Source organism: Microcoleus sp. Pol12B4 (assembly GCF_036701385.1).
Classification (GTDB): Bacteria; Cyanobacteriota; Cyanobacteriia; order Cyanobacteriales; family Microcoleaceae; genus Microcoleus.
Window position 1 is genome coordinate 65,917 of record NZ_JAUBQR010000001.1, and the last position, 24,843, is coordinate 90,759.

Here is a 24,843-nt window from a genome sequence, read left to right on the forward strand (position 1 = left end):
TTGTTTTTTTCGATACCAAATCTTCTGCTTCGCCCAACATTTATTTTTATTAACTTAAATTAATTTGCTTGGATTTGTTTGCAACTAACTATATCCTGTGTTAAAACTTTAGCCATTAATATTGCAATCTCAAAGTAGTCCCTCAATTCCTTAGTAAAATCGGAGATAATTTGATGACAGAATCGTTTAAGCGGAACTTTGGTTTAGGTCTTTTAGCCGTCAGTATATTATCTCTAATTTGTTTCGGCATAATAGGGATTGGCAGAGACGGTCAACTCAATGCTGATGGTGGCGTCCTTTACGCTGCTGGACGTGCTTGGCTTAAGGGTTTAAATCCCTACAACCACGATTTACTCGTTCAAAGTGTAGCAGGAGTAAAGGAAATTGACGGTCTAGAAAATGCCGCTTTCTTTTATCCTCCTCCATCAGCCGCATTGTGTATGTTTGTCGGTCTGTTCGATTACTCGGTTGCCAAATTCGTCTGGCTCTTACTCAACTTGCTGTCAATCGCAGCTATTATTGCGATGACAGTTCGCACCATCAACCAGCATCAAAATAATAGTGAAAATCAACTGGGTATTTGGGTAATCAGTGCGATGATTATCGGCAACCCATTCACTGCCCACGTTGTCTGGATGGGTCAAACTTCTTTGATCGCTTTTGCTGCGACGATGGGTGCTTGGTTCTTCAGCGAACGGCAAAAATTTGTATTAGCAGGAATCTGTTTGGGTGTAGCCAGCTTTAAACCGCAACTATGCTTATTGCTTGGTATTTGGTTTTTGCTAGAACGGAACTGGAAAATACTAGCTGTAGCCTTCGCAACTGTTACAATTATGAGCGCTTACCCATTGGTGCTGCACGGCGGACCCGTTGATCTCCTGGCAGCGTGGCATCAAGGAATTCAAGACAGCTATAGCTCTTTGCCTTTCAATCAACCGGGGTTTCAAGATAAAGTTGGTATGGAAAGTCTTTTTGCTTCTTTAGGCTTGAAGATACCGGCTATCAAGATTGTGGCAGTAATTTTAGCGGTTCTGCTTTGGGTGTTCCGCAATAGAATTAATCGAGAAGATGTCTTGGCTCTGCTGATGGGTATATCCTTCACATTCCTCGGATATACTCACGTTTACGATTATGTAGGTTTGTTCCCGATTCTGACCTCGCTGTGGCTGTACTCTAGAAATAACCGCAATGCTTTGCTCACCAGTATTAGTTTAGTTTTTCTGCTCTTTTTTCCGAGACGTATATTTTTAGCAGCGGGTCTGCCTTTTTTGATTCACTGGAGAACAATTGTTGTTTTGATGCTGGTAGTTGGTGTTCTTGCATTCAGCATGAAAGCTAAATCTCGTCAAGGATTTCAGCAAGAAATGGCTTGATTTTCGCAGAGTTGCCAGGGGCAGAAATTATCATAAGGGGTGCTTGCCTCATAAACCCGGTTTATACGAAAACATCCTGGTTGGGCGACTAAGTATCTACGAATAAACCGGGTTTATGAACTTCAAAACTCATCGAGAGGCGAAGGGGTGCGAAGAACGAAGAAATCTCAAAACTATTGTGCAACTCCGTGCTTCTTAAACCAATCTTGCATCAGTTTCCAAGCATCCTCAGCTTCTTTTTTCCGGTAACTGGGGCGGTAGTCAGCGTTAAAACCGTGCGGCGTATCTGGATAAAGCACAATTTCTGAACCGCTGCTACCAGTTTTGAGAACTTCCCGCATTTTCTCGACTGTATCGTTGGGAATTCCCTCGTCTTTGCCGCCGTAAAGCCCCAATACAGGCACTTTCAAAGTTGCTGCAATGTCGATCGGCTGTTTGGGAGTTAAATCCGTAGAATTGCCAACTAAACGCCCGTACCAAGCCGCGCCAGCTTTGACTTTGGGGTTGTGGGAAGAGTACAGCCAAACAATTCTGCCACCCCAGCAAAATCCTGTAATTCCCAACTTATTAGTATTGCCTTTTCCGGACTTTTGCGCCCAATCTACGGTTGCATCTAAATCGGACATAACTTGAGCGTCAGGAACTTTCGAGACAACTTTACTAATAATTTCGGGAATCTCGGTGATTTTAGAAACATCACCTTGACGGGCAAACATTTCTGGGGCGATCGCTAAATAACCTAATTTGGCAAAACGGCGGCAAATATCTTGAATGTGGGCGTGAACTCCGAAGATTTCTTGAATTACTAAAATTACGGGAAAATTGCTGCCGCTGGCTGGCATTGCTCTGTAGGCTGGAATTGAGCCTTCTTTTACCGGAATTTTTACCTCACCTGCAACTAAACCAGCAGCATCCGTATTGATAACGGCAGCCGCAATAGGATGAACTGCTAAGGCAAATCCGGCGCTTAATGCGGTGACAGTGATAAATTGTCTGCGAGTTAAATCAGTCATGGCGATTTTAGATTTTAGATTTTAGATTGGGCCATTGAGAATTGGGAATTGCTCTTTTTTCTCTCTTTCTTTTTCCTGACATCCGTTACATCGGTTAGACAGTGCGTTGGCGAACTTCCTTCGAGGGTCTAAAAAGCCGATCGTGCTCTGGATGGTACAAGCGCGATCGCCCTTCTGCTGATTTTCCCAATGCCGGACTAATAACGTACATTGTCGTTCTGATCAAATTATTTTCCCGCGTAGCAACGGCCATTTTGTCAAGGGGAACTAGCACAATTTTTTCATCCGGCCAGCCCAACCGATAACAAATCGCTACAGGCAAATCCGATGGGTAATGTTCCATCAATTTAGCTTGAGCCTGTTCCACATGGCGGGCGCTCAAATAGAGGCACAAACTCGCTTGATGAGCCGCTAAACTCGCCAATTCTTCGCGTTCCGGTACTTCGGTTCTACCGCTAATTCGCGTCAAAATAATTGTTTGCACAACTCCCGGAACTGTCAACTCAATTTTAAGTTTAGCTGCGGCAAGTTGGAAAGCGCTAATTCCCGGGATTACCTCAAAAGCAATTCCCTCGGAAGCCAAAGCTTGCATTTGTTCGCCGACAGCCCCGTAGAGACAGGGATCGCCCGAATGGAGGCGGACGACGCTTTTCCCCTCGCGCACTCGTTCCACCATCAAAGGTACAATCTCTTCGAGGGTCTTATCCGCAGTTTGGATCACTTCAGCATCGGCGCGCACCCCCTGCAAAATTTGCTCTGGAACTAACGAATCAGCAAATAATATGACATCGGCTGCAGCCAGTAATTTTTGAGCCTTAACAGTCAACAAATCCGGATCTCCCGGGCCTGCACCTACAATGTATACCCCTGGAATTAGGGCTTCAGTCTCTGTCAAACTCATTGCTGCTAAAAAATTTGCTAAATTTACGGACTCTTCCGGATGTACCTATTTTAGTTGGAAGTAAGAGATGGTAGATGCACCCTGGTTTTGAACCCTAGAGACTAACCTCTCTGGGGTTTTTTATTGATCCTCTGGCAATTTCTGAGTGATCTTTGCCCGATCGCTATTGGGGGAGACAACATCAGGTAAAGGTCGATCGAGCAAATAAAGCCAAGTTAACCCACCCAACCCTAAAACAATCCCAGTCAAGCTTACCATTTGCGCTGTCCGCAGCGGTCCGAACATCAAACTATCAGTCCGCAACCCTTCAATCCAGACTCGACCGGAACTGTAAGCTGCGATATAAACCAAAAATAAAGCACCAGTTTTTAATCTAATTTTGCCCTGCAAATCGCGGAAAAACAAAGTCAGAAGCAACCCAAATACTGTCAAATTCCACAGGGATTCGTAGAGAAATGTGGGGTGGAAGTATTCAAAATTAGCGTAGGCGGGCGGGCGGCTGTTTGGGGGAATATAAAGTTTCCAGGGCAAATCCGTAGGACTGCCAAAAGCTTCAGAGTTAAAGAAATTTCCCCACCGTCCGATCGCCTGACCGAGAATTGCCGAGGGCGCGATTAAATCTGCCAATTGCCAAAAAGAAACTCGCTGGATTTTCGCAAAAATTAAAGCTGCGAGCGTGCCACCCAAAATCGCCCCGTGAATGGCAATTCCGCCTTTCCAAATCGCAGTAATATCCTCTGGCCTCTGGGCGTATTGCTGCCACTCGAAAGCTACGTAATAAATTCGAGCACAGGGAATAGCGCCCAGAACCAGCCAAATTGCCAAATCGCCCAGCAATTCAGGGTTGACGCGGCGTTTTTGGGCCAAGTATTGGGACAGACTCACCCCAATTAAGACGGCAGAAGCTATCAACAGTCCGTACCAGCGGATGGCTAGAGGGCCGAGTTGAAAGATAATCGGGCCTGGCGATGTAAATTGAAACGCTAAGGGCAGCGCAAGAATATTTAGCACCATAAAAGTTGCATTAATTGTGATGGAAAGCAGTTAAATTTTGCATACCCTTTAACAAACTACAGAGTTTATTTTAGGTGGCTGCGGTCATTTATACGCAATTTTTGGGGAATTTTGCCAAAAATTAACTTTGTTGTCGAGATTTTTGTTATTGCAACCTTGTTGACGTGGCACGACGGACTCAAAGGCTACACTCAGAATCACAGAATTACCTTGAAATGCGTCCAGGAATATACAGCAGGTTGCAGGTTGATGAAGTACACCCGCTTATCGATCAATTCCCGCCGGGACAAGGCCCTGCCGTCTCCCTACTGCACTTCATAAACCGGGGATACGCTGTAAGCATCAGTGAGGCTTGACATAAAAAAACTATGGGTGTTAGTATGCACTCATCAAAAAAATAATTTTTTAAAATAAATATTATTGTGACACCATCCAAATTTTACATTCCTTCCTTAGACGGAATTAGGACGATTGCTTTTCTCATTGTCTTTTTATCTCATGCAGGGGGCAAGAATATTTTCCCTGGACCCTTTGGTGTAACAGTGTTTTTCTTTTTAAGCGGATATTTGATCACAACTTTGCTGAGGCGTGAATATGAACAAAACCAATTCATTAATTTAAAACATTTTTTTTTACGACGTTTTCTGCGAATCTGGCCGGGGTTTTATCTAGTCTTATTCGTAGCATCTACCTTGACATTGATAGGTGTACTTGAAGGAGAAATACAACTACCAGGTTTTTTAAGCCAGGCTCTCCATTATTATAACTATTATGCAACTTTTGCTGGTGGTTACGGAGTAGCTCCTGGTAGTGGTGTATATTGGTCTCTGGCGGTGGAGGAACACTTCTACTGTCTTTTCCCTTTTCTCTACATAAGTTTACTCAAAATGCGTGTGAGTCCCAAAAGGCAAATGTTAATTATTTGGGGAATTTGCTTAGCTATTCTAATTTGGAGATGTTTTCTAGTGTTTGGCATGGGAGCAGGTGAGAATAGCATCATTTTTTTATCAGATACGAGAATAGATAGTATATTGTTTGGCTGTGCATTAGCGGTAAATGGCAACCCAGTATTAGATACTCCCTATGGCTCTGATAGACTGTGGAAGTATTTCGTACTACCAGCCGGAATTACTGTAATTATTTTGTCGTTTATATGTGATTCTATTGAATTTGAAAGTACATTGCGTTACACTATTCAAGGTATTGCACTACATGGTCTTTTTATTGCTGCTATCCGTTTTCCCGATTGGGGAGTATTTCAAATTCTCAATTGGAATTGGATGCGGTTTATTGGTTTGCTTTCATACTCGCTTTATTTAGTACACCATACTGTAATTAAGGCTGTTTATCTTTATTTACCTCAAATTTCTGTAGCTTTGCAAGGAGTAATAAGTATGCTGATTTCTCTTATATTAGCCTATGCAATGTATAGGTATATAGAACTGCCATGCGGAAAGCTACGCAAGCAGTTGTCATCCTCATCAAGTTAAGTGCCAGAAAATATTTACCAAGTCTATTTTCGCCAATTTCGTCACCGATCGGCGGCCACTTTGGTCGAGAAGTTTTAATATAGAGGGTGGCTTTAAATTTTATGATGACCTATGTCTCCTACTTCCGTTTCTCAGGTGTACTCTTCTGGTAATTCCAAGGGTGCGAATCAGTCTCGCAAGACTGCTGTTTTGGCTTTTGAGTCGGGTAAAATTCCGCCCTTGCTGGGGGCTAGTTTAGCTGAGTTAACGGAGTGGGTGCAGCAGCAGGGACAACCGGCTTATCGGGGAAAGCAGTTGTACCAGTGGATTTATGAGAAAGGTGCGCGATCGATCTCTGACATTTCTGTATTCTCGAAACAGTGGCGCGAGACTGTTGCTAAAATTCCGATCGGGCGATCGACCATTCATTATCGATCGGTCGCACCAGACGCCACGGTAAAGTATCTCTTAAAATTGGCAGACGGTCAAATCATTGAAACAGTAGGCATTCCCACCGATAAACGGCTGACTGTGTGCGTCTCAGCCCAAGTTGGCTGCGCGATGGGATGCGACTTTTGCGCTACGGGCAAAGGTGGTTTCAAGCGCAATTTAGAAAAACACGAAATCGTCGATCAAGTCTTGACTGTACAGCAAGATTTCGGCCGCAGAGTCAGCCACATCGTATTTATGGGAATGGGCGAACCCCTGCTGAATTTCGATAATGTTGTAGCTGCTGTCAAGTGTTTGAATCAAGACGTAGGAATTGGACAGCGAAATATCACCATTTCCACAGTAGGAATTCGCAATCGCATCAGCCAACTAGCCGAACATCAACTGCAAGTTACCCTTGCCGTCAGCCTCCACGCTTCCAATCAAAGATTGCGCGAAGAGTTAATTCCTAGCGCCCGCCCTTATCCTTTGGGTGAGTTAGTAGCAGAATGCCGGGAATATGTGCGATCGACTGGACGCAGATTGAGTTTTGAATACGTGCTTTTAGCAGGTGTGAATGACTTACCGGAGCACGCAGCCGAGTTAGCAACTCACTTGCGCGGTTTTCAGTGTCACGTCAATTTGATTCCTTACAATCCGATTCAGGAAGCTGAATATAAGCGACCGACTCCCAATCGAATTAACAGTTTCGTTGCGGCTTTGAAGGAGAAGAAAATTGCAGTTAGCGTGCGCTATTCTCGCGGATTAGAAGCAGATGCAGCCTGCGGACAATTGCGGGCATCCGAGGTTGAGAATTGAATTTTTAACCCCTAAAAATTGTCGTAGGGTGCGTTAGACCTGAGATGTTGGACCCTTCTCAATTAGCCTTTTGCGGGCGGGCAGGATGCCCAACCCATACTCCCGACAATAAAACTCCGTCTTTGTGGAACAGGCATCTTGCCTGTTCTTGAAAATGGTGCAAGATGTGAGTTAGACCGCATTATTTTCTCAATCATCGATCAACTACAGGGTGACGCACTCTACTAATCTCTACAAGCGTTTAACAAGTATCCACCGCAACTCTAACGGCGGTGTTTGTTGCACAGAAAATACATCGCGCCCGCTGGCCCAACTGACAAACCAAGGTGCCGGAGGCCAAGCCGAGTCAGGCAAATGTTTTTGTTCGTATTCAATCACAGATTCATCAGAAATAATTTCTAACGGCAAACCCTCTATTGCTGCTTGCAATTCTTCTCTGGTAATCAGATAAGACCAACACAATTCAGACATTTGTTTTGCCATCTCGTCTGGTTCGTACCCATCTACAGCTAAGAAAGCACTGAATAAGATAAACCCGCCACTTAAAACAGCATCGGACATTTTCCCCAGGAAAAGACGAATTTGTTCGGGGTAGCGGAAATGAGAGAGAACTTCGGTAGCAATGGCTAATTTGTACCGATAAGTTTTCATCCTCAATAATGGGTCTAAAACGTCGCCTTGGGTGACACTTATCGGCAATTTTTCGGCGGTTGCTGCTGCTGATAGCTTCTCAGCAAATATCGGCGTTAGTTCGATCGCATCCACGGGATGACCTAACCTTGCTAAGGGCAAACTATTGCGCCCTGGGCCTGCACCAACATCTAAAATAGCGGCTTTTCCCGGTTCGCCTAATTCGGCCACAATGGCGATGACTTTGGCATCGGGATGGCTGCCAAATAAAGGTTCGGGGCGAATATCCGGCCAGCTATGATATTTCTGAGCCATCGATTCGATTTGAATCTTGGTATTCAGAGTAATGCCACCGGCTAAACCGCTCTGGGAATTGGCGGGAAAATAGGAGACTATGAGATTAGCGTGGGGGGAATTTTTGAATCCTTCTGCTAAGGCGTTGGCGATTAAGGTCCGCAAGTTTTCGGCTTGGGCAGCGTCTATGTTTTGTCCGAGAATGTTTAAGAAGTCTGACAGTAATTTAAGATAGTGGTCTAGCATCGAGGGCAAGCAAGGCAGATAGAATTCGCCCTTAATGCCGATGCTCTTTTTGAGCCTTTCTTTGAGAATTAATTTCAGGCGGCTGGAGTCTATCAGCGGCGGGCCTTTTTCGGGTAATTCGCTGACAGGCAATGCGGGGATAGATGCGGCACTGGTAAGGTTTTTAGTCACAATATTTTCGATTAGATTCGGCAATAAGTGCGATCGCACCGAGCATAATCTTGTGTTCTTGCACCTGAATTCTAGCGTGCAGCGTTTCTGCGGTATCATCAGGCAATACCGGCACTGCCGCCTGCATTAAAATCGGCCCGCTGTCTACTTCTAAACGGGCGATATGCACCGTACATCCGGTAATTTTAACCTTGGCAGCTAGTGCTTGCTCGACGGCGCGAATTCCTGGAAAACTCGGCAGTAAGCTGGGATGAATGTTAATAACGCGATCGGGAAAAGCATCAAGCAAAACTTTGGTAACAATTCGCATCCAACCCGCCATCACTACCCATTCTACATCATATTCTTGAAAAGTTTTGACAATTTTTGTATCTAATTCTTCGCGACTTTTGCAGTCGCGGTGATTGAGCAGAATCGAGGAAATGCCGTATTTTTCGGCTCTGGCTGCGGCTTTGGCTTCTGGGTTATTGTAAATTAATACTGGGATTTTAGCGTTGAGTTCTTGGTTTTGGATGGCTTGGGCAATTACCTCGAAGTTGCTGCCGCTTCCTGATGCTAAAACTCCTAATTTTAATGGAGGATAGGCCGGAGCGCTCCTCTTCGAGGGCTTCGCTAACGCACTTTTGCCAATCTCAGGAGAAATCAGGCAGGCATTGGAACTAACAGATACTGGATTAGCGGTCATAAAGATAAAAACTATTCACTCGTATTCTACTATAGAGGTAAAGGGTAAGGTGTGCTTCGGCGCACTCTACATGGAGATATTGCGGAAGTCCTAAGTATATTATTTTTTTTTACAGACCGACTGATTCACTCCTATTCTACAAGATTATCAAAAAACTCTTCCCTGAGAAGCGAATAAAGTTTTAGATCCCAATATCTGTCTTTCACAAATAGGTGTTGTCGCAATACCCCTTCCAATTGCATCCCCACTTTTTCCATCACCCGAGCGGAAGCAATATTGTTAACTTCACATCGAGCCATAATTCGATTCAGCGACATCTCCCGAAAGCCGAATTCAATCACTGCATTAACAGCCTCGCTCATGTATCCTTCGCCCCAATAGCTCCTAGAAAGTGCGTAGCCAATTTCCGCGCGGCTGTGCGTCATGCTCCATTCCACAAATCCGCAAGTCCCGATAAACTTTTTATCGGCTTTGTGGACTATTCCCCAATCTACCAGTTCTCGTCTCTTGTACATTTTAGTAATTGACTTGAGAAAGTATTTAGTATCTTCGATAGATGTGTGAGTTGACCACATTGTGTATTTTGACACTTCGGGGTTGCAAGCATATTCAAACATATCGCTAGCATCGTTTAAAGTGATTTTTCTGAGCAGTAGCCTTTCTGTTTCTATAGTAGGTAAATGAGCTAATATATCTAGAAGGTTCATTTTGAGATCGACCTATATTGTGATACCATTTAAAACTAAAAGCTAAAATTTACAAGCCAATGGTTCGGATTAAATTTGGGCGTTTTAACTGGTTGGATAATGATACTATCGCAGCTTGGACTTTCCTGGTCCCAGCTTTGCTGTTTCTGGGTACTTTTTTGATTTGGCCGATCGCCTATTTATTTTACCTCAGCTTTACCAGCGGCAGCTTTACCCAGTCGGGAGTGCGTTGGATTGGCTTCAACAACTACTGGCGTCTAGTCACAAACCCGGATTTCTGGCAAATTCTCCAAAATACGCTCTATTTTACTACTGCAACAGTCATTCCCAGTTTAGTGATTCCATTAGGCTTAGCAGTTTTGCTAAATCGCTCGTTTGCTTGGCGAGGAGCTCTCCGCACCGCTTATTTTATTCCTTCAATTACCTCTTTAGTTGCAGTTGGCTTGGGTTGGCGGTGGTTGTTTCAAGCCGAAGGCCCGGTGAATAATGCCATAAATGCGCTCGGCTTAAATCCAATTCCTTGGCTGAGTAGCACAGTTTGGGCAATGCCTGTGATAATTCTGCTCAGTGTTTGGAAACAATTAGGCTTTAATATGGTAGTATTTTTAGCAGGATTGCAAGCAATTCCGGTAAATCGTTACGAAGCCGCAGAATTGGATGGAGCTAATGGTTGGCAGCAATTTTTGTACATCACTTTACCCGGTTTGCGGCCGACTTTAGTATTTGCTACCGTGACAACTGCTATTTTTACCCTGCGGAGTTTCGAGCAAGTTTACGTCATCACCGGCGGCGGCCCTTTGAACTCTACTAATTTGCTAGTTTATTATATTTACGAGCAAGCTTTTTCGCAATTTGATTTTGGCTATGCAGCCGCAGCGGCAACTTTCCTGATGGCTGTAGCTTTGCTATTAGTCTATTTACAACTAAAAGTTTGGGGCGAAGATGCTTGATATCACATCCGGTAGCATCCTTTGTGTATGGGCGGGGCGGGTTTACGAGATTGTTTGTTTTAGGCAATTATGGTTGATAAAACCCGCCCATACGCACAAATTCTCCAATTAACCATGCCCATTGCCCAATTACCAATTCCCAATTTTATATTCCATGTGCTCTGCTGTTTGTTCAGCTTGTGCTGTTCCCAAAAGTTTGCCAAGAACGTGCAAAGACATATCAATTCCCGCAGCAATTCCCCCAGAGGTGATGATTTTGCCGTTATCTACAAATCGCTGATTTTCGATAATAGTTGTATTGGGAGCTAATTCTCTCAATAACTCCAATGCCCGATGGTGTGTAGTTGCTGCCAAACCTTCCAACAAACCAGCTTTTGCTAAAAGTAGCGAACCCGTACAGACAGAAAGCACTAATTCTGCTGTTCGCGCAGAATCTTTTATCCAATTAATAACTGCTGAATTATCGATTAGCTTTCTCGTACCTTGTCCTCCCGGTACAATTAAAATATCCGGTGGCGGACAATCGGAAATGGTGCAGTCGGGATTCACGCTCAAACCGTTGCGGGCTTTGACAGCAACGGGATGTTCGGCTACGGTAGAGACTGCAAAAGGTCGTGAAGCGAAGCTATCCCGAAGGGAATCGCCCTTATTTAATTCTGATGTCACCGAAAACACTTCAAAAGGGCCTGCAAAGTCAAGTACCTCGACATCATCGAACATTAAAATAGCTACGTTCCTACTTGCCATAAGACATACTTCTGATAGAGACCAAAAATATCGGCGATTTGTTATCGTACAACTGGTATAATTTAAATTATTAAAGCTATGCCGAAAAAAAATCGCCATTGCGCCCTAAAAATCAGTTTTTTGTGTCTGGCTTGTGGCTTAGCAATTGCTGTAGCACCAATTTTTACACCAGCTCAATCCACAACTCAATTAGAATTTCGCATTACTCAATTAGAACGTCAAATTTCTGAACTCCGAGGACAAATCTACAGTTTGCAGAATCAAGGTTCTAGAGTTAACAGGGCTCCGTCTCCTTCCGGTTCTGGTCGGACAAATCCTAGAATGCTGTCGGGAGACCCGATGTTTGACAATTTAGCAACTTTGGCAATTGAAACGAAGCAAGATGTTATCAAAATTCAAGAGCGGTTGTCAAAGCTAGAAGCGTCGAGAAATCGCTAGAGAAGTCATTAGTTATAAGGAAGAAGGAAGGCAGGATATGGATTTTGACACGGATACACGGATTAATTATTGAGCCAAAGTCTGGATCAGGATTCAAGGGTCAGAAGGAAGAAGTTCGAGGGAAGAACTTAGTAGTCAGTAGTCATTAGTTAGAGGGATGAAGTAATATTCTCCCCAACTCAAAACTCTTTCCCTCTCCCCCTCTCCCTCTCTCCCATTCTCTGACGTTGAGGTCGAGAACAGCAGGGTCTGCTAAAACTTAACTTGCAGAACTATTCAATGATATGGAAATAATAGGCTGCAACCAGAAAATTGATCGCTAACAGCAACAGAAACCAGCCTGCGCGAAAGGTGTAAGGGAATTTTCCCGTTTTCATCACGGACTCGGATTTTAATTGGTTCTTCGCTATCTCTGGCATAGGTAAAGCTCCTAATTGATAATGTCACTCTATTTACAAATAGCAGAGAGCGTCGCACTTATGCACAATCCTCTAGAGTTATTTTTTGTAACAAGGAGTTGATACCGAGTTGAATTTAGATTAATTTCAATCGCTCTCTCCGGCGTGGTAGGAACTGCGGACGAGAGGCCCCGATCGCACGTGCTCAAACCCCATCTCCCGCGCGATCGACCCGAAACGGTCAAATTCGGTCGGCGTCCAGTATTTACGCACTGGGAGGTGCTCTAGAGATGGTCTCATGTATTGACCGAGGGTGAGCCGATCGCACTTGGCGTCCCGCAAATCAATCATCGCTTCGACTATCTCGGCTTCGGTTTCCCCGTGCCCCAACATCAAACCGGATTTGGTGGGAATAGTTGGGTCATATTGCTTAACAATACGCAAAACGTCGATCGAGCGATCGTACTTCGCCCCCCTCCGCACCGGCCCTTGCAACCGACGCACCGTCTCAATATTGTGGTTGTAACAAGCCGGTTTAGCCTCTACCACCGTGCGAATCCGCTGTCGCTGCAACTCATCGAGGCCGGAATTCTCCCCCTCTGAACTCCTCCCCGTTCCCCCCCAAAAATCCGGCGTCAGTACCTCAACTTCAGTATGCGGGTTAAGAACGCGGATTTGGGCGATCGTCCTCGCAAACCAACCCGCACCCCCATCCGGCAAATCATCCCTCGCCACCGAAGTCAGCACCGCATAGCGCAAACCCAACAACTGCACAGCCTCGGCCACCTTTTTCGGTTCCTCCGGGTCGAGGGGCATCGGAGAATGACCTTTATCTACTTGACAAAAAGCACAAGCGCGGGTGCAAGTCTGCCCCATCAACAAAAAAGTCGCCGTTTTTTGCGCGTAGCACTCGCCCCGGTTGGGACATCTGCCTTCCTCACAAATCGTGTGAATTTGCCGCTGTTTGATAATTTTTTGCACTTGGGAAAGTTCGCTAGCTTTGCCAACGGGCCTACGCAACCACTCCGGCATCGCCTCGATTTCACCCCGCATTTTGGCGGCAACTGCTTTGACTGTAGGAGTTTGAGGAATTTGGGGCGACATATAATTAAGTGGCGATCGAGTTAATTCCTTCGATCGTATCCGAAATCAAAGCCCCTGAACTTGTAGGAGTATCACCCGAAATCAGAATTGCGCCGACGTGCAACAAAACTAAACTCGCCCAGAATTATGGGTAGAATTCTGTTAGGGATATACTGAAGGTTGCAAATCATCACTCATTCATTACTGAAGGAGTCAGTCGTGGCTGGTCAAAAAATCTTGGTAATCGATGACAGTAAAGTCATCCGCGTCCGAGTCCGAGAGATGTTGCCTCAGGGTAACTTTGAAGTTCTAGAAGCAAAAGACGGCGAAGAGGGACTCAAACTGATCCGTCAAGCCCGTCCCAATCTAATTATGTTAGATTTCCTACTGCCGAAAGTCAGCGGTTGGGAAGTGTATCAAAAAGTGCAAGCCCATCCTGAGCTTTCTAAGATACCTTTGGTGATCATGTCGGGTCGCGAAGAAGAGGTGATGGAAAAAATTCCGAAACCCTTCGAGAAGCATTTTTTTGCATTCATCGCCAAACCGTTTGAGAAGAAGCAGCTAACCGAGGCAATCAAATCGGCGATGGTACTGGCCAAAAAGAAACCAGTGCCGGAAGCCCCAGCCGCCGCCGCTGCACCCACTTCTGGAGGGGGCGCCGCCGAAATTCAGGCGATGACTGTGAAAATGGCGAAAATGCAAGCGGAAATTGATGCACTCAAAAAACAAATGACTCAGGTGATTACGATCATCAAGCAGAAATTGAAATAATTCTGCTGTTTTTTGAAGGCACTTATGTAGAAGGAAACTTCCACACCGTGAAACTTTCACTTGAGTCTCAAGGGCTGCGATTTTATCCGCATTTTTTTGCCAAATTGTTTGAGCGAGTGCGCTCGCTAATAGCCTGCAACTGGTTTCTCAAAATCCCAGTGAGAAAATCAATTAAAAGTTAAAAATAAAACAAGGGAGGAAATTAATTATTAATTAATATTAGGATTTTTAATTCCCGCTCGTTCCACACTCAATTATCAACTCCTCAGTCTCATTTTTTTGGTTAATGACTAACGACTATTCCGATTTTTTGCCTCAACTGCGTGCCTCAACAGAGCAATTATTGAAAAGATTAGACAGCTTCGCTCAAGCGCAGGTATTAGCGATCGGAGATTTGACCTTGGACGAGTTTCTTACCGGACAAGTAGAGCGAATTTCCCGCGAAGCACCTGTGTTGATTTTGCGCTACGAAAATACTCAGCAAGTACCCGGAGGTGGCGCAAATGCTGTCTATAATTTAGCCAAACTGGGAGGCAAAGTAAAAGTTGCTGGTTTGGTGGGAAAAGATGACCAGGGAAAGGCTTTGTGCGGTATTTTTGAGGCGGCGGGAATTGATACGGGTGGGATTTTAATCGATTCGCAGCGTCCAACTGTTACCAAAACTAGAATTTCCGGGCACGCGCGGCAGTCGGTGACTCAGCAAATTGTCCGCGTCGATCGCAAATCGGACGAATTGCCGGATTTAGATTTGCAGTTGCAATTGGCAGACTACATCCGGCAGCAAATACCGAGAGTAGATGCAGTGGTTTGTTCCGACTACGGCGACGGAGTTTTGACAAATTTGGCGATCGAATCGGCAGTGGTTCCCGGCAAAACAATTGTAGACGCTCAAACAAATTTGCAGCGATATTCTGGAGCAATGTTATTTACTCCGAACTTGCCAGAAGCGGAGCAAGCCGTCGGATATGCTATCAAAAACCCTCAAACTTTAATGCAAGCAGGACGCGATTTATTGAACTTAACTCAAGCTCAAAAAATCCTGATTACTCGCGGCGAAGAAGGGATGACTTTGTTTGAAAGGGCGAACGGCGAAGAAATCAAAAATTCACCCCCTCCAACATCCATTTGTGAAAAGGGGGAATTTGCCATTCAAAGTTGGGACATTCCCCCTTTTAACAAGACTGATGTATTCGACGTAACAGGTGCTGGAGATACAGTTGTAGCAGCAATGACTTTAGCTTTGTGCGTCGGTGCATCTGGTTGGGAAGCGGCAGTTTTGGGCAATTTGGCGGCTAGTATTGTCGTGCGTCAATTCGGTACGGCGACAACAACCGTAGAGGAGATGAAAGAAGCTTTGCTATCGCTGATGAATCTGGAATGAGTCGCAAACAGTAACCTTCGGGCGATCGATCGAGATTGAGCTTGACTAAAGCGCCAAATAGTTTGCTAAAATTATCCATAGTTCGTTATTGAGAGAAAGTTTTGTGTTTGCTATTAAACGAGCGCTGAAACTAAATAACAAGGAAGCGACTTTAATGGCAAAACACGCAGGATTCCGGCGCGTAGTATTTAACATGGGGTTGAGCTTGCGTACTCAAATGTATGGCGAGGGGCAATTTACGGACTCCAAGGTACTCAACGAAGTTAAAAAAGTTCTCACCAACTACGTTAAGAAACAGCCTGAATTTGGTTGGATGAACCAATTATCTAGCCGAGTTTACCAAAATGCGTTAATTGACTTGAAAGATGCTTTTAGTCGGTATCGCTCTGTCCAAGCAGGTCATCCAAAATTTGCTAGCCGCCGATCCGGTCAATCTTTTAGGGTCGATTCATCTAACGGCAAAGTTTTATTAAGCGCTGGCAAAACCATCAAGATTCCTACTTTGGGAACTTTTAGACTCGACGAACCCCTAGATTGCGGCTACGTATCTCAAACTTTTACGATTTCAAAAGAAGCAAGTCGCTGGTTTGTTTCCTTTTGCGTTGATGCCGAACGTTTGCCAGTTCATCAATCTGAGAGTTCTGTAGGAATCGATGTCGGCATTAATTCTTTTGCCACCCTGTCAAACCAGCAGGTCTTTGATGCACCAAAACCGTTAAAGCAAGCGAAAATCAAGCTTGCTACCTTGCAGCGCCAAGCATCTAAACAGGTAAAAGGCTCCCAAAACCAGCGCAAGACCTACAATAAAATTAGCCGACTTCACGCGCGGATAGCTCGCATTCGCTTAAATTTTCTTCACAAGCTAACAACTTATTTAGCTCAAACTTTCAAACTAATTAAGATTGAAAACTTGAACGTTCAGGGGATGATGGCGAATCACAAGCTGGCTGGGGCAATATCCGACTTGGGTTTTTACGAATTCAAGCGTCAACTCGATTATAAGTGCAAAATGTATGGAGCAAATTTAGTGTTAGTCGATCAATGGTTTCCTAGCACGAAAACTTGTTCTAATTGCGGCACTAAAAAAGATATGCCGCTAAGCATTCGGACTTTTGATTGTCCTGCTTGCGGCAGATCTTTAGATCGCGACTGGAATGCGAGCATCAATATTTTAAATTGGGAACCCTCGGCTTGAGGGGGATAGCCTACTTATCTTGGGATTAGCCGTCTACCCAACAGCGTAGGAAGTGAACATCGATTGTGTCTAAAGATGGCTTTAGATAAGTTCGAGTAAGTTTTACGAAGCAGTTAATCTAGTTTATATATAAAGTAGTTTAAAAACTTATGGCTGAGATTTCAGGCTATTACGTTCGCGCTGCGAAACTTGCAGAAGTCGAGACAAAGGGCAGTTTGTTAGTGAATTTGGAAAAACACACGATCGCCCTTTTTTACTCACACGATCGGGTATACGCGATCGACAACCGCTGTCCCCACATGGGTTTTCCCCTCAACGGCAGCAGTTGCAAAGATGGCATAGTCACCTGTCCTTGGCACTATGCCCGCTTTGATGTCGCCAGCGGCGGTACTTTTGACTCTTGGGCCGACGACGTGCGATCGTTCCCAGCGGAAATTCGCGACGGGGAAGTTTGGGTAAATTTAGCACAACAGCTTGACCCTTACGCCCACCAGCGCCAGCGACTTCAAGATGGGTTAGAACAAGGAATTTCCCTAGTCATCGCCAAGTCAGTGATTGCCTTGCTAGATCAGGGGGCAAGTGCCAGCGAACCTTTCCAAATCGGATTAGAATTTGGCACCCGCTACAACAAGTCGGGATGGGATACGGGTTTAACGATCCACACCTGCTTGATGAATATCCTGCCTTATCTAGATCCAGAAGACCGACCCCCCGCCCTCTATCAGGGACTTTCGGCAGTGGCCCGCGATAGTGCAGGCGCACCTCCTCACTTTGCGGTTCACCCCTTGCCTAATGCTGAGGTTGATGCAGAGACACTCAAAAGCTGGTTCCGGCAATTTATTGAAATCAGAGACAGTGAAGCGGCGGAACGATGTTTGTTGACAGCAGTACGCGCGCCTCTTGAACGAGAACAAATTGCTGATATGCTGTTTGCGGCCGCTACTGACCACCGCTACATTGATGTCGGTCACAGCCTCGACTTTATTAACAAGGCGTTAGAAGCCCTGGATGCAGTGAATTGGGAAGGGGCAGAAACTGTTTTCGCGAGTTTGGTGGCTGGTTTGGCGAATGCGGCGCGCATGGAAGAGTCGAGTTCTTGGCGCTACCCTGTGGATGTGGTGGCAATTTTAGAGTCAGCAATGGCGCAGTTGCCGGCAGCTTTAGAAATGGGCCGATCGCACCGGGGCAATTGGTTGGGAAGAGAACAGTTAATTCCGATGTTGTTGGGCGAGGATGTATTGGCGATCGTCGATGCACTTTTAACTGCCTTGAAAGAAGGTTGTAGCGAAGAGGAATTAGCGAGTGCAGTCACTTATGCTGCTGCCCTCCGCGTAGCCCGGTTTAATACGAATAACGACCACAGCGACTGGAATTCAGCGCACCATCCCTTTACATTTGCGAATGCGGTGCATCAAGGATTGCGACGATCGCCTTCAATAGAGTTGCTGCGGGGAGTTTTCGATGCAGCGATCGGCGTATATCTCAACCGTTTCTTAAATGTACCGCCTGCGCGACTTCCAGAACCAACAGATGTAGTTGAGAATCCAGAAGAATTGCTCAAACAACTGCCAGACTTGTTGGACAGACAGCAACAGGTGAATCAAGTCGGTAAATTAGTTGCAAAATACTTATATAGCGGTGGCAAATCGGAACGGTTGATGGCAGTTTTAGGAAAACTGATGCTGCGGGAAAATCGGGATTTCCACGTTATTCAGCAGGTAGAAGCAGCATTTCGCCAGTATGCTTTATTAGAGAATGCGGGCGATCGCATTGTGGTATTAGTGGCGGCAGCAAGGTATTTAGCCGCCCATGCCCCGACAGTGCGATCGCAAGCACAAACTTATCAAATGGCCGATCGATTGCACCGGGGTGATCGCTTATTTGAAGAGTCACCGGAAGTATAGCTTCTCATCAGAAGGCACTTCTTCAGTAAATATAGCTACCGCCAAGGCGGCGCCGGACGAGATCGATTGCTGAAACCCTTGCTCTGATTACGTCTGCCTCCTGCCTCCTGCCTTCTGCCTCCTGCCTCCTGCTATAATTGCCCCGATCATTTCTTGGAAATTATTCCCTTGTCATCAATTTTCAAATCTGTCTTGGGAAAATCGCTCTTTGTTAAACGGTCAATCAACCCCACAGTCCTAAAATTGTTATCAACAGCCGGCACACCTCGCCCGTCTAGTTGGATGGGGATAATCTTACCAGAAACAAAATCTCCTTGCGGAGTCATTTTCACATCCAAAATTAGGGATTTACCGAGTGATCCTGCTGTGGACAAAGTGCGATAACCCAAAAAATTTCCCAGCGAATAAGCAACCAATTTCCCTTTATAAAGTTCCATCGCTCGGGGAACGTGCGGGCCGTGTCCCAAAATCAAATCTGCTCCCGCATCAATCATCGTCCGCGAAAACAAAACCATATTTCCCCGGTTTTCTCCGTAAAAAATTTCAGTTTTATTCCTCACATTGATAGCTCCCGTTCCTTCAGCTCCAGCATGAACTGATATCACTACAATATCAGCGTTTTGCTTGGCTCTTTTGACAACTTCGGCTCCCGCTTTCAGTTCCAGCAAGGAATTGTGAACGTCGCCGTAGTTGCTGAAACCGATAAAGGCAAAATTCACACCCTTGACATTTTGATAAACAATTTGATCTCTTTTACCAACAGCCTTCATACCGTTGCTGTCGATGTTTTTAATCGTGTCATTAAATCCTTGCTCGTTAAAATCGTAAGAGTGATTGTTGGCAATACTCAAAATATCAAAACCAGCATCTTTGAAAATTTTGGCATAACTCGGAGGCGTCCGAAAGGCAAACAGCATTCGTCCGCCGCCTGCTTTGGAACTGTAAGGATAATCGGTCATCGTGCTTTCAAAATTGCCAAACAGAATATCCGCTCCTTTGAGGTATGGTTTTACCGACTCTAATAACATCTCTTTTTTTGCCGGCAGTTTGTTGTAGGGATAATTTGTGCCGGGGATCATGTCACCAACTGCTTTGATGCTGACAGTGGCGGGCACAATGGCAGGTTTTTTTGCAGCCGGGGAGGGCGATTTTGGAGTGGGAAGGGGTTTGTCTGCGGTTGGTGCCGGTGTCGAACTCACTTCTTGTACCGCAGGCTTTGACGTTAGAGAGTTATTAGTAGCGGTGGTTGAGGATTTGTAAAGTTGAGAAGCCAGCACAAAGCCGGATATCGGCACGAGAATTAGACTCAGAGCAGCCACTGACAGCCCAGATTTTTTAGTTTGAGTGCGGGCTAATTCTGGCTCCGGTGATGGCTTTTGCTGCCTTTGGTTTGGGGGTTTTCGAGTTGGGATTTTAGGGGGTTGGGGCGGAGATTTTTCGGCTGTTTGAGGGGGCGCAGTTGTGACATTTTGAGGTTTTTCTAGCTTGGCCAAAGTCACAGGAATGGGAGAAGCGGCTACACTAGCGGCTACTGCTGCACTCGCAGCTACTGCTGCATTCACGACAACTAATGCACTCACGGGTTCGGAAGTCAAGCGTTTTTTTAATTCTACCGTCTGAGTCCAAGCGGGCAATTGCTGGCCGTCCTGCCGCCCGTAAATGGTCACTGAGTAAAGGTTATTTGGTTGCAGCCGCTGCAACCCTTTAACTGCGACTCGGAGACAGGCTTCTGCTGCTGGTAAATGTTCTGCTTCCAGCAGAAGGTGCAGGGTGTCATTTTCCCGGCTGGCTTTAGCCGTGACGCCGAAGCTTTGGAGTGCTTGGCCGATCAGAAATGCGATCGCCCTAGCATCGCCTTCTTTTGCTAAATTTAAAATATCTTGTTGGCTCACAAACGCCTCTACTCTCACACTAGAAATTTAGCTCGATCTTATATCAAATTTGGCGGGACAGCGTTAAATACCGATTGATTTAACTTAAGTAAGTGGGTACAAATAAACAAAACGTTGGCAAAAGACGCCTGCGTGAAAGGGTCTACTCGCTGTCACTATAGCTCCTAACTAAATCCGGCCCTACTTTTACAAGATAGTATGATTTTTGGCGCTGGCTAGCTGAATACAATATTTCCTAACGGTTATCTTAGCCGATCGCCCAAACACTTCTATCCGGCATAATTGCCCCATTCAAATTAACATCGCTCAAGTCAGCGCTCTCTTTATTACAGCATTTTTTGTAAATAAAACTGGTTTATGAGCGTCGAGAGTGCGTCCTTGAATGTACGGAAAATATGCGGTTTAGCAGCAAAGAATTAACGAAAAAACCTAGTTTCTCGTTTCCACTGTCAATCCCCCGGTCCCACTGGGGCCCCAATTCAGACAATAACGATCAACCTGCAGGCTCGGAAGCTTGTTAAACTCTTGGTCATGCCACGCTATGAGTGAGAAATCGACGGCGAGCCAAAATCGTCTGCTAGCGCCCCCGCAGGCTGCGCTGCGGGGGCTGCACTACACACTGCACGTAGGTAAGATTAGCTGCAATCAACTTTCTGGATGCCGCTGCTAAAGTCGCGGCCGCCAATGTAGTTGTTCGTTTTAAACTAATTATTTAAAGGAGTTGCACGTCAATGACACAATTGTGCTTATAAGATCTGGCTCGGTGCCCTCTCAAACCAGGGTTTTTCGCTAGTCTGGTGGTATTTGTGAGTTAGTTAAGCCCATAGCCGCTAGGATCGAGCTAACTCAAGGTTAAACTAAAGCTCGTCATGCGGCGTTGCCTCTCAAAACCCGGATTGAGTCTTATGGCGCATTACCGCTCCTGTGTATGTTTGTTCACCTGCATTGCCTGTCTGGGCGCTGCGTTCAGTCCAAGTGCCGACGGAGGGCAACAGGTACTCAATACCTCCTACCGGGCTGTTTCCCAAGGAATTGCTCAGGCGAACTCTCCCCCGGATGATCTCCAGGATGCCAAGCCTCCAAAACCTTCTCCAGCGCCTGATAAAAACAAATCTCAGCCGTCCAAAACGTCCAAATCTAATTCTAAGCTGCCGAAATCGGTATCCAATTTGATCGTCATTTTGTCTCGTCAGCGGGGGTTCTTAATGTTGGGTTTGGCAGCAGTTGTCGTCACGGCAGCGGCAGTATTTATCCTGCTCAAATTAGTTAGCAGTGACGAGTCAAATTATTCTAAGCGAAGACGGGGAAGATTTGAGCGCCACAACCAAAAAAACTCTCCATTCACTAATCTCGATTCTCCTACAAACTCCCACGCAATTACACAGCAAGAGGCTTCTTTTGGGCTATCCAAACCGCTCTCAGCCTTGCCCTACCCTTTGGATTTGCCAAAAGACTACAGTATCGAGAACAGCGATCGACCTTTTATCAGGGAACCCGGGGAACCAGAATCCCAGGATGCAGCAGTCGATGGCGATCGAATTAATTCCGACACCTCGCCATTGGAAACTCACAGCAATGGTTACAGTAACACAGGTTTCAACATTCCTGAAACAACTAATCAAGGCGATTCCCTAGCGAGTCGCAAGAAAGATATTGCCCTTCCCGAAACGGATGGTAGACCTAAAGTTGATATTATTGAAGCACTGATTGAAGATTTGCAACAGCTAAATCCAGCAAAGAGGGGCAAAGCAATTTGGGAACTAGGTCAGCGGGGAGATTCCAGAGCAGTTGAGCCGTTGCTCGATTTGTTACCAAATTCCGACTCGAAGCAGTACAGTTTAATTTTGGCAAGTCTCTCGGAAATTGGCATTCGCACGCTCAAACCAATGAATAATGCTTGGTCAATTTCGCTGCAGAATGAAAATCCCGAAGTGCGTAAAAATGCAATTCGCGACTTGACGCGGATTTACGAATTGGTGAATCAAATCAGTTACTTGTTGCACCGTGCTACGGACGATCCAGATCCCGAAGTTCAGGAAGTTGCTCGCTGGGCAATCAATCAGTTGAATCGCATCCGTCCGCGTTCTGGGAGGGATTAATAAATGTAGCAATTTAAAAATTATTTGAAAATTGAAATGTGAAATGGGAGAATTTCTAATTTAGATTATGTTAAAATTAGTAAATGCTGACTAATGACTAAGGACGAATGACTAATAACTCTTTAAAACTATTGTTCCTGTCAACTTCGGTCGGTCAACTAGGTTCGGGGTTGGGTGGCGGTGTCGAACTTACAGTCCTTAACATTGCTAAAGAATTGCAGAGCCGCGGTCATAAAATAGCAGTCGTAGCACCAATAGGTTCAGTCTTAGAATCAATTCCAGTAAGCGAAATAACGGGCGATTTGCAAGTAACCGCCCAAACACAAGATTACAATGATCCTATTGTGATGCCCGCAGATTCTGTGCTGGCGAATATGTGGGAATATGCTCGCCAAGTTCAGGATGAATGGGATGTCATTGTTAACTTTGCCTACGATTGGATGCCGTTTTATTTGACACCATTTTTTAGGACTCCGATCGCACATTTGATCAGCATGGGATCTCTTTCCGCAGCCCTCGATCGCATGGCCGGACAAACCGCCGTCCAGTTTCCTGGTACGATCGGAGTTCACACCGCTTCTCAAGCCAAAACATTCGCCTTTGCCGATGAATGTCAGTTGTTGGGAAATGGCATAGATTTATCCCTGTACGAATTTTGCAACAAACCGCAGTCTAAATTAGCTTGGCTAGGCCGCATCGCCCCGGAGAAAGGCTTAGAAGATGCAGTAGCAGCAGCGAAAATTACAGGCATTCCCCTGAAAATTATGGGCAAAATGCAAGATGAGGATTATTGGAAAAAAATTTGTGCAGATTACCCGGATGCTCCGGTAGAATATTTAGGATTTTTGACAACAACCCAAATGCAAGAGCAAGTCCGGCAGTGCCGAGCATTGTTGATGACGCCGCGTTGGGTGGAAGCTTTCGGAAATGTCGCGATCGAGGCTTTAGCGTGCGGTGTGCCTGTGATTGCTTACGAGCGCGGGGGGCCTGCGGAAATTGTTAGAGACGGCCTAACGGGCTTTTTAGTGGAGCCTGATAGTGTAAATGGCTTGGTAGGTGCGATCGCCCGCTTAGACCAAATTGACCGCAGCGCTTGCAGGCGACAAGCAGAGGTAGAATATTCTTTAGCAGCTTTGGGCGATCGTTGTGAACACTGGTTCAAATCTATCACTGCTAGTAGGGTGCGTCAGTAATAATACTGACCAATTTTTAGAAAGATTCGCTGACTGACGCACATTATAAATTTATTGAGCAGCAGTTCAACTCTATTCTAAAGTTGAGTTAAATAAACTCTTAATCGACCACAAAAAAAGAAAACTGAAAAAACTATGGCAACCGAACGTTTAGTGCTTTTATCCAGTAGAGAAATCGAAAAAATGCGCCAAGCAGGCCGTTTAGCGGCCGAACTTCTGCTACATCTAGAACCGATGGTTAAACCGGGAGTAAGCACTCTAGAAATTAACGATGAAGCTGAACGCTGGACTTTGGCACACGGAGCAAAAAGCGCTCCCCTAGGTTATAAAGGATTTCCCAAATCTCTGTGTGCTAGCGTCAATGAAGTAGTCTGTCACGGCATACCCAATGCAAAACAAATTCTTAAAGAAGGGGACATTATTAATATTGACGTAACACCTTTAGTTGATGGTTATCATGGCGATACTTCCAAAACTTTTTTTGTGGGCAAACCTTCCCCTGTAGCGAAAAAGTTAGTTGAAGTAACCGAGGAATGTTTAAGAAGAGGAATTGCGGAAGTCAAACCGGGTGCTCGTACTGGCGACATCGGTGCCGCAATTCAAGAATATGCTGAAGCACAAGGTTTTTCGGTAGTGCGAAATTTTGCGGGACACGGGATTCACCGAGTCTTTCACACTGAACCGGAAATTCTGCACTACGGCAAACGGGGCACAGGAAAAAAGCTCAGACAAGGCATGGTTTTTACGATCGAGCCGATGATTAATGAGGGCACTTGGGAAGTGGAAATTCTCGCCGATGGTTGGACATCTATCACCAAGGATGGAAAGCTTTCGGCTCAATTTGAACACACACTGGCTGTGACTGATTCTGGGGTTGAAATTCTGACTTTGCCTTAGCAATCATTAACAAACAATCCGAAAAACTCACTCCCAAATCAATAATCAACCATATCCCGTAGATACTGTCTTGATAGGTCAAGACAGTATTTACAGAATTACGATCGCTTTACCAAACACGATATAAATAATAACAAATAACTA

The 24,843-nt window shown here is 45.4% G+C and carries 22 protein-coding genes; 12 read left to right on the forward strand and 10 right to left on the reverse strand.

Annotated features, from left to right (window positions below):
• Positions 1-173 precede the first annotated feature (173 nt).
• Positions 174-1,373, forward strand: coding sequence for a glycosyltransferase family 87 protein (locus QUA38_RS00280; protein ID WP_333158132.1), 1,200 nt, complete (start codon positions 174-176; stop codon positions 1,371-1,373).
• Positions 1,374-1,546: 173 nt separating this feature from the next.
• Here QUA38_RS00280 and QUA38_RS00285 read toward each other — a convergent pair whose 3' ends face one another.
• The 3 genes from QUA38_RS00285 to lgt all read right to left on the reverse strand — a co-directional run bounded on the left by QUA38_RS00285 (position 1,547) and on the right by lgt (position 4,301).
• On the reverse strand, positions 1,547-2,386 hold the full coding sequence (locus tag QUA38_RS00285) for a dienelactone hydrolase family protein (protein WP_333158134.1): 840 nt from the start codon (positions 2,384-2,386) through the stop codon (positions 1,547-1,549).
• Positions 2,387-2,480: 94 nt separating this feature from the next.
• Positions 2,481-3,287 carry a precorrin-4 C(11)-methyltransferase gene (gene cobM, locus QUA38_RS00290; RefSeq protein WP_333158135.1) on the reverse strand — a complete coding sequence of 269 codons (807 nt, stop codon included), beginning with the start codon at positions 3,285-3,287 and terminating at the stop codon, positions 2,481-2,483.
• A gap of 120 nt (positions 3,288-3,407) precedes the next feature.
• On the reverse strand, positions 3,408-4,301 hold the full coding sequence (gene lgt / locus QUA38_RS00295; protein WP_333158136.1) for a prolipoprotein diacylglyceryl transferase: 894 nt from the start codon (positions 4,299-4,301) through the stop codon (positions 3,408-3,410).
• Between the two features lie 422 nt (positions 4,302-4,723).
• On the opposite strand from lgt, the gene QUA38_RS00300 reads away from it, so the two are divergent.
• Positions 4,724-5,791, forward strand: a complete 1,068-nt coding sequence (locus QUA38_RS00300) for an acyltransferase (protein WP_333158138.1) — start codon at positions 4,724-4,726, stop codon at positions 5,789-5,791.
• 111 nt (positions 5,792-5,902) lie between these two features.
• Positions 5,903-7,018: a 23S rRNA (adenine(2503)-C(2))-methyltransferase RlmN gene (rlmN, locus tag QUA38_RS00305; RefSeq protein ID WP_333158140.1), complete on the forward strand. Its 1,116-nt coding sequence runs from the start codon at positions 5,903-5,905 to the stop codon at positions 7,016-7,018.
• Between the two features lie 231 nt (positions 7,019-7,249).
• Here the strand turns inward: rlmN and QUA38_RS00310 are convergent, their stop codons facing one another.
• The 3 genes from QUA38_RS00310 to QUA38_RS00320 all read right to left on the reverse strand — a co-directional run bounded on the left by QUA38_RS00310 (position 7,250) and on the right by QUA38_RS00320 (position 9,751).
• The gene (locus tag QUA38_RS00310) at positions 7,250-8,359 is read right to left on the reverse strand and encodes a class I SAM-dependent methyltransferase (RefSeq protein ID WP_333158142.1); all 1,110 of its coding nucleotides are present in this window, start codon (positions 8,357-8,359) and stop codon (positions 7,250-7,252) included.
• Entirely contained in the window at positions 8,352-9,044 is a 693-nt protein-coding gene (purN, locus tag QUA38_RS00315) for a phosphoribosylglycinamide formyltransferase (RefSeq protein WP_333158144.1), read from the reverse strand. The genes QUA38_RS00310 and purN overlap by 8 nt, the downstream gene beginning before the upstream one ends.
• A 131-nt stretch (positions 9,045-9,175) precedes the next feature.
• A complete protein-coding gene (locus QUA38_RS00320; RefSeq protein WP_333158146.1) occupies positions 9,176-9,751 on the reverse strand; it encodes a GNAT family protein in 576 nt (191 codons plus the stop codon).
• A 59-nt stretch (positions 9,752-9,810) separates the two neighbouring features.
• Between QUA38_RS00320 and QUA38_RS00325 the strand changes: the two genes are divergently transcribed.
• Positions 9,811-10,701, forward strand: coding sequence for a sugar ABC transporter permease (locus QUA38_RS00325; RefSeq protein ID WP_333158148.1), 891 nt, complete (start codon positions 9,811-9,813; stop codon positions 10,699-10,701).
• Positions 10,702-10,830: 129 nt separating this feature from the next.
• On the opposite strand, the gene QUA38_RS00330 is transcribed toward QUA38_RS00325, so the two are convergent.
• Positions 10,831-11,448, reverse strand: a complete 618-nt coding sequence (locus QUA38_RS00330) for a DJ-1/PfpI family protein (protein ID WP_333158150.1) — start codon at positions 11,446-11,448, stop codon at positions 10,831-10,833.
• 78 nt (positions 11,449-11,526) lie between these two features.
• Here QUA38_RS00330 and QUA38_RS00335 point away from each other — a divergent pair, with 78 nt between their 5' ends.
• Positions 11,527-11,886: a hypothetical protein gene (locus QUA38_RS00335; RefSeq protein ID WP_333158152.1), complete on the forward strand. Its 360-nt coding sequence runs from the start codon at positions 11,527-11,529 to the stop codon at positions 11,884-11,886.
• Positions 11,887-12,158: 272 nt separating this feature from the next.
• On the opposite strand, the gene QUA38_RS00340 is transcribed toward QUA38_RS00335, so the two are convergent.
• Both QUA38_RS00340 and lipA read right to left on the reverse strand, forming a co-directional pair.
• Positions 12,159-12,305: a photosystem I protein PsaX gene (locus QUA38_RS00340; protein ID WP_333069608.1), complete on the reverse strand. Its 147-nt coding sequence runs from the start codon at positions 12,303-12,305 to the stop codon at positions 12,159-12,161.
• A gap of 126 nt (positions 12,306-12,431) precedes the next feature.
• Positions 12,432-13,388 (reverse strand): lipoyl synthase, encoded by a 957-nt coding sequence (gene lipA / locus QUA38_RS00345; RefSeq protein ID WP_333158154.1) that lies wholly within the window; start codon positions 13,386-13,388, stop codon positions 12,432-12,434.
• Positions 13,389-13,586: 198 nt separating this feature from the next.
• On the opposite strand from lipA, the gene QUA38_RS00350 reads away from it, so the two are divergent.
• From QUA38_RS00350 to QUA38_RS00365, 4 genes are all read left to right on the forward strand, one after another.
• Complete coding sequence (locus QUA38_RS00350; RefSeq protein ID WP_333046474.1) at positions 13,587-14,138, forward strand: response regulator; 552 nt, start codon at positions 13,587-13,589, stop codon at positions 14,136-14,138.
• Positions 14,139-14,424: 286 nt separating this feature from the next.
• Positions 14,425-15,519: a PfkB family carbohydrate kinase gene (locus QUA38_RS00355; RefSeq protein WP_333158155.1), complete on the forward strand. Its 1,095-nt coding sequence runs from the start codon at positions 14,425-14,427 to the stop codon at positions 15,517-15,519.
• 103 nt (positions 15,520-15,622) lie between these two features.
• The gene (locus QUA38_RS00360) at positions 15,623-16,714 is read left to right on the forward strand and encodes an RNA-guided endonuclease TnpB family protein (RefSeq protein WP_333158157.1); all 1,092 of its coding nucleotides are present in this window, start codon (positions 15,623-15,625) and stop codon (positions 16,712-16,714) included.
• 149 nt (positions 16,715-16,863) lie between these two features.
• Positions 16,864-18,618 carry a Rieske (2Fe-2S) protein gene (locus QUA38_RS00365; protein ID WP_333158159.1) on the forward strand — a complete coding sequence of 585 codons (1,755 nt, stop codon included), beginning with the start codon at positions 16,864-16,866 and terminating at the stop codon, positions 18,616-18,618.
• A gap of 146 nt (positions 18,619-18,764) precedes the next feature.
• Here the strand turns inward: QUA38_RS00365 and QUA38_RS00370 are convergent, their stop codons facing one another.
• A complete protein-coding gene (locus QUA38_RS00370) occupies positions 18,765-20,510 on the reverse strand; it encodes a CapA family protein (RefSeq protein ID WP_333158161.1) in 1,746 nt (581 codons plus the stop codon).
• A gap of 905 nt (positions 20,511-21,415) precedes the next feature.
• Here QUA38_RS00370 and QUA38_RS00375 point away from each other — a divergent pair.
• From QUA38_RS00375 to map, 3 genes are all read left to right on the forward strand, one after another.
• Positions 21,416-22,609: a HEAT repeat domain-containing protein gene (locus QUA38_RS00375; protein ID WP_333158162.1), complete on the forward strand. Its 1,194-nt coding sequence runs from the start codon at positions 21,416-21,418 to the stop codon at positions 22,607-22,609.
• Between the two features lie 107 nt (positions 22,610-22,716).
• Positions 22,717-23,802 carry a glycosyltransferase family 4 protein gene (locus tag QUA38_RS00380; protein ID WP_333158164.1) on the forward strand — a complete coding sequence of 362 codons (1,086 nt, stop codon included), beginning with the start codon at positions 22,717-22,719 and terminating at the stop codon, positions 23,800-23,802.
• A 135-nt stretch (positions 23,803-23,937) separates the two neighbouring features.
• Positions 23,938-24,699 (forward strand): type I methionyl aminopeptidase, encoded by a 762-nt coding sequence (gene map / locus QUA38_RS00385; RefSeq protein WP_190659689.1) that lies wholly within the window; start codon positions 23,938-23,940, stop codon positions 24,697-24,699.
• The last annotated feature ends 144 nt before the right edge of the window (positions 24,700-24,843 follow it).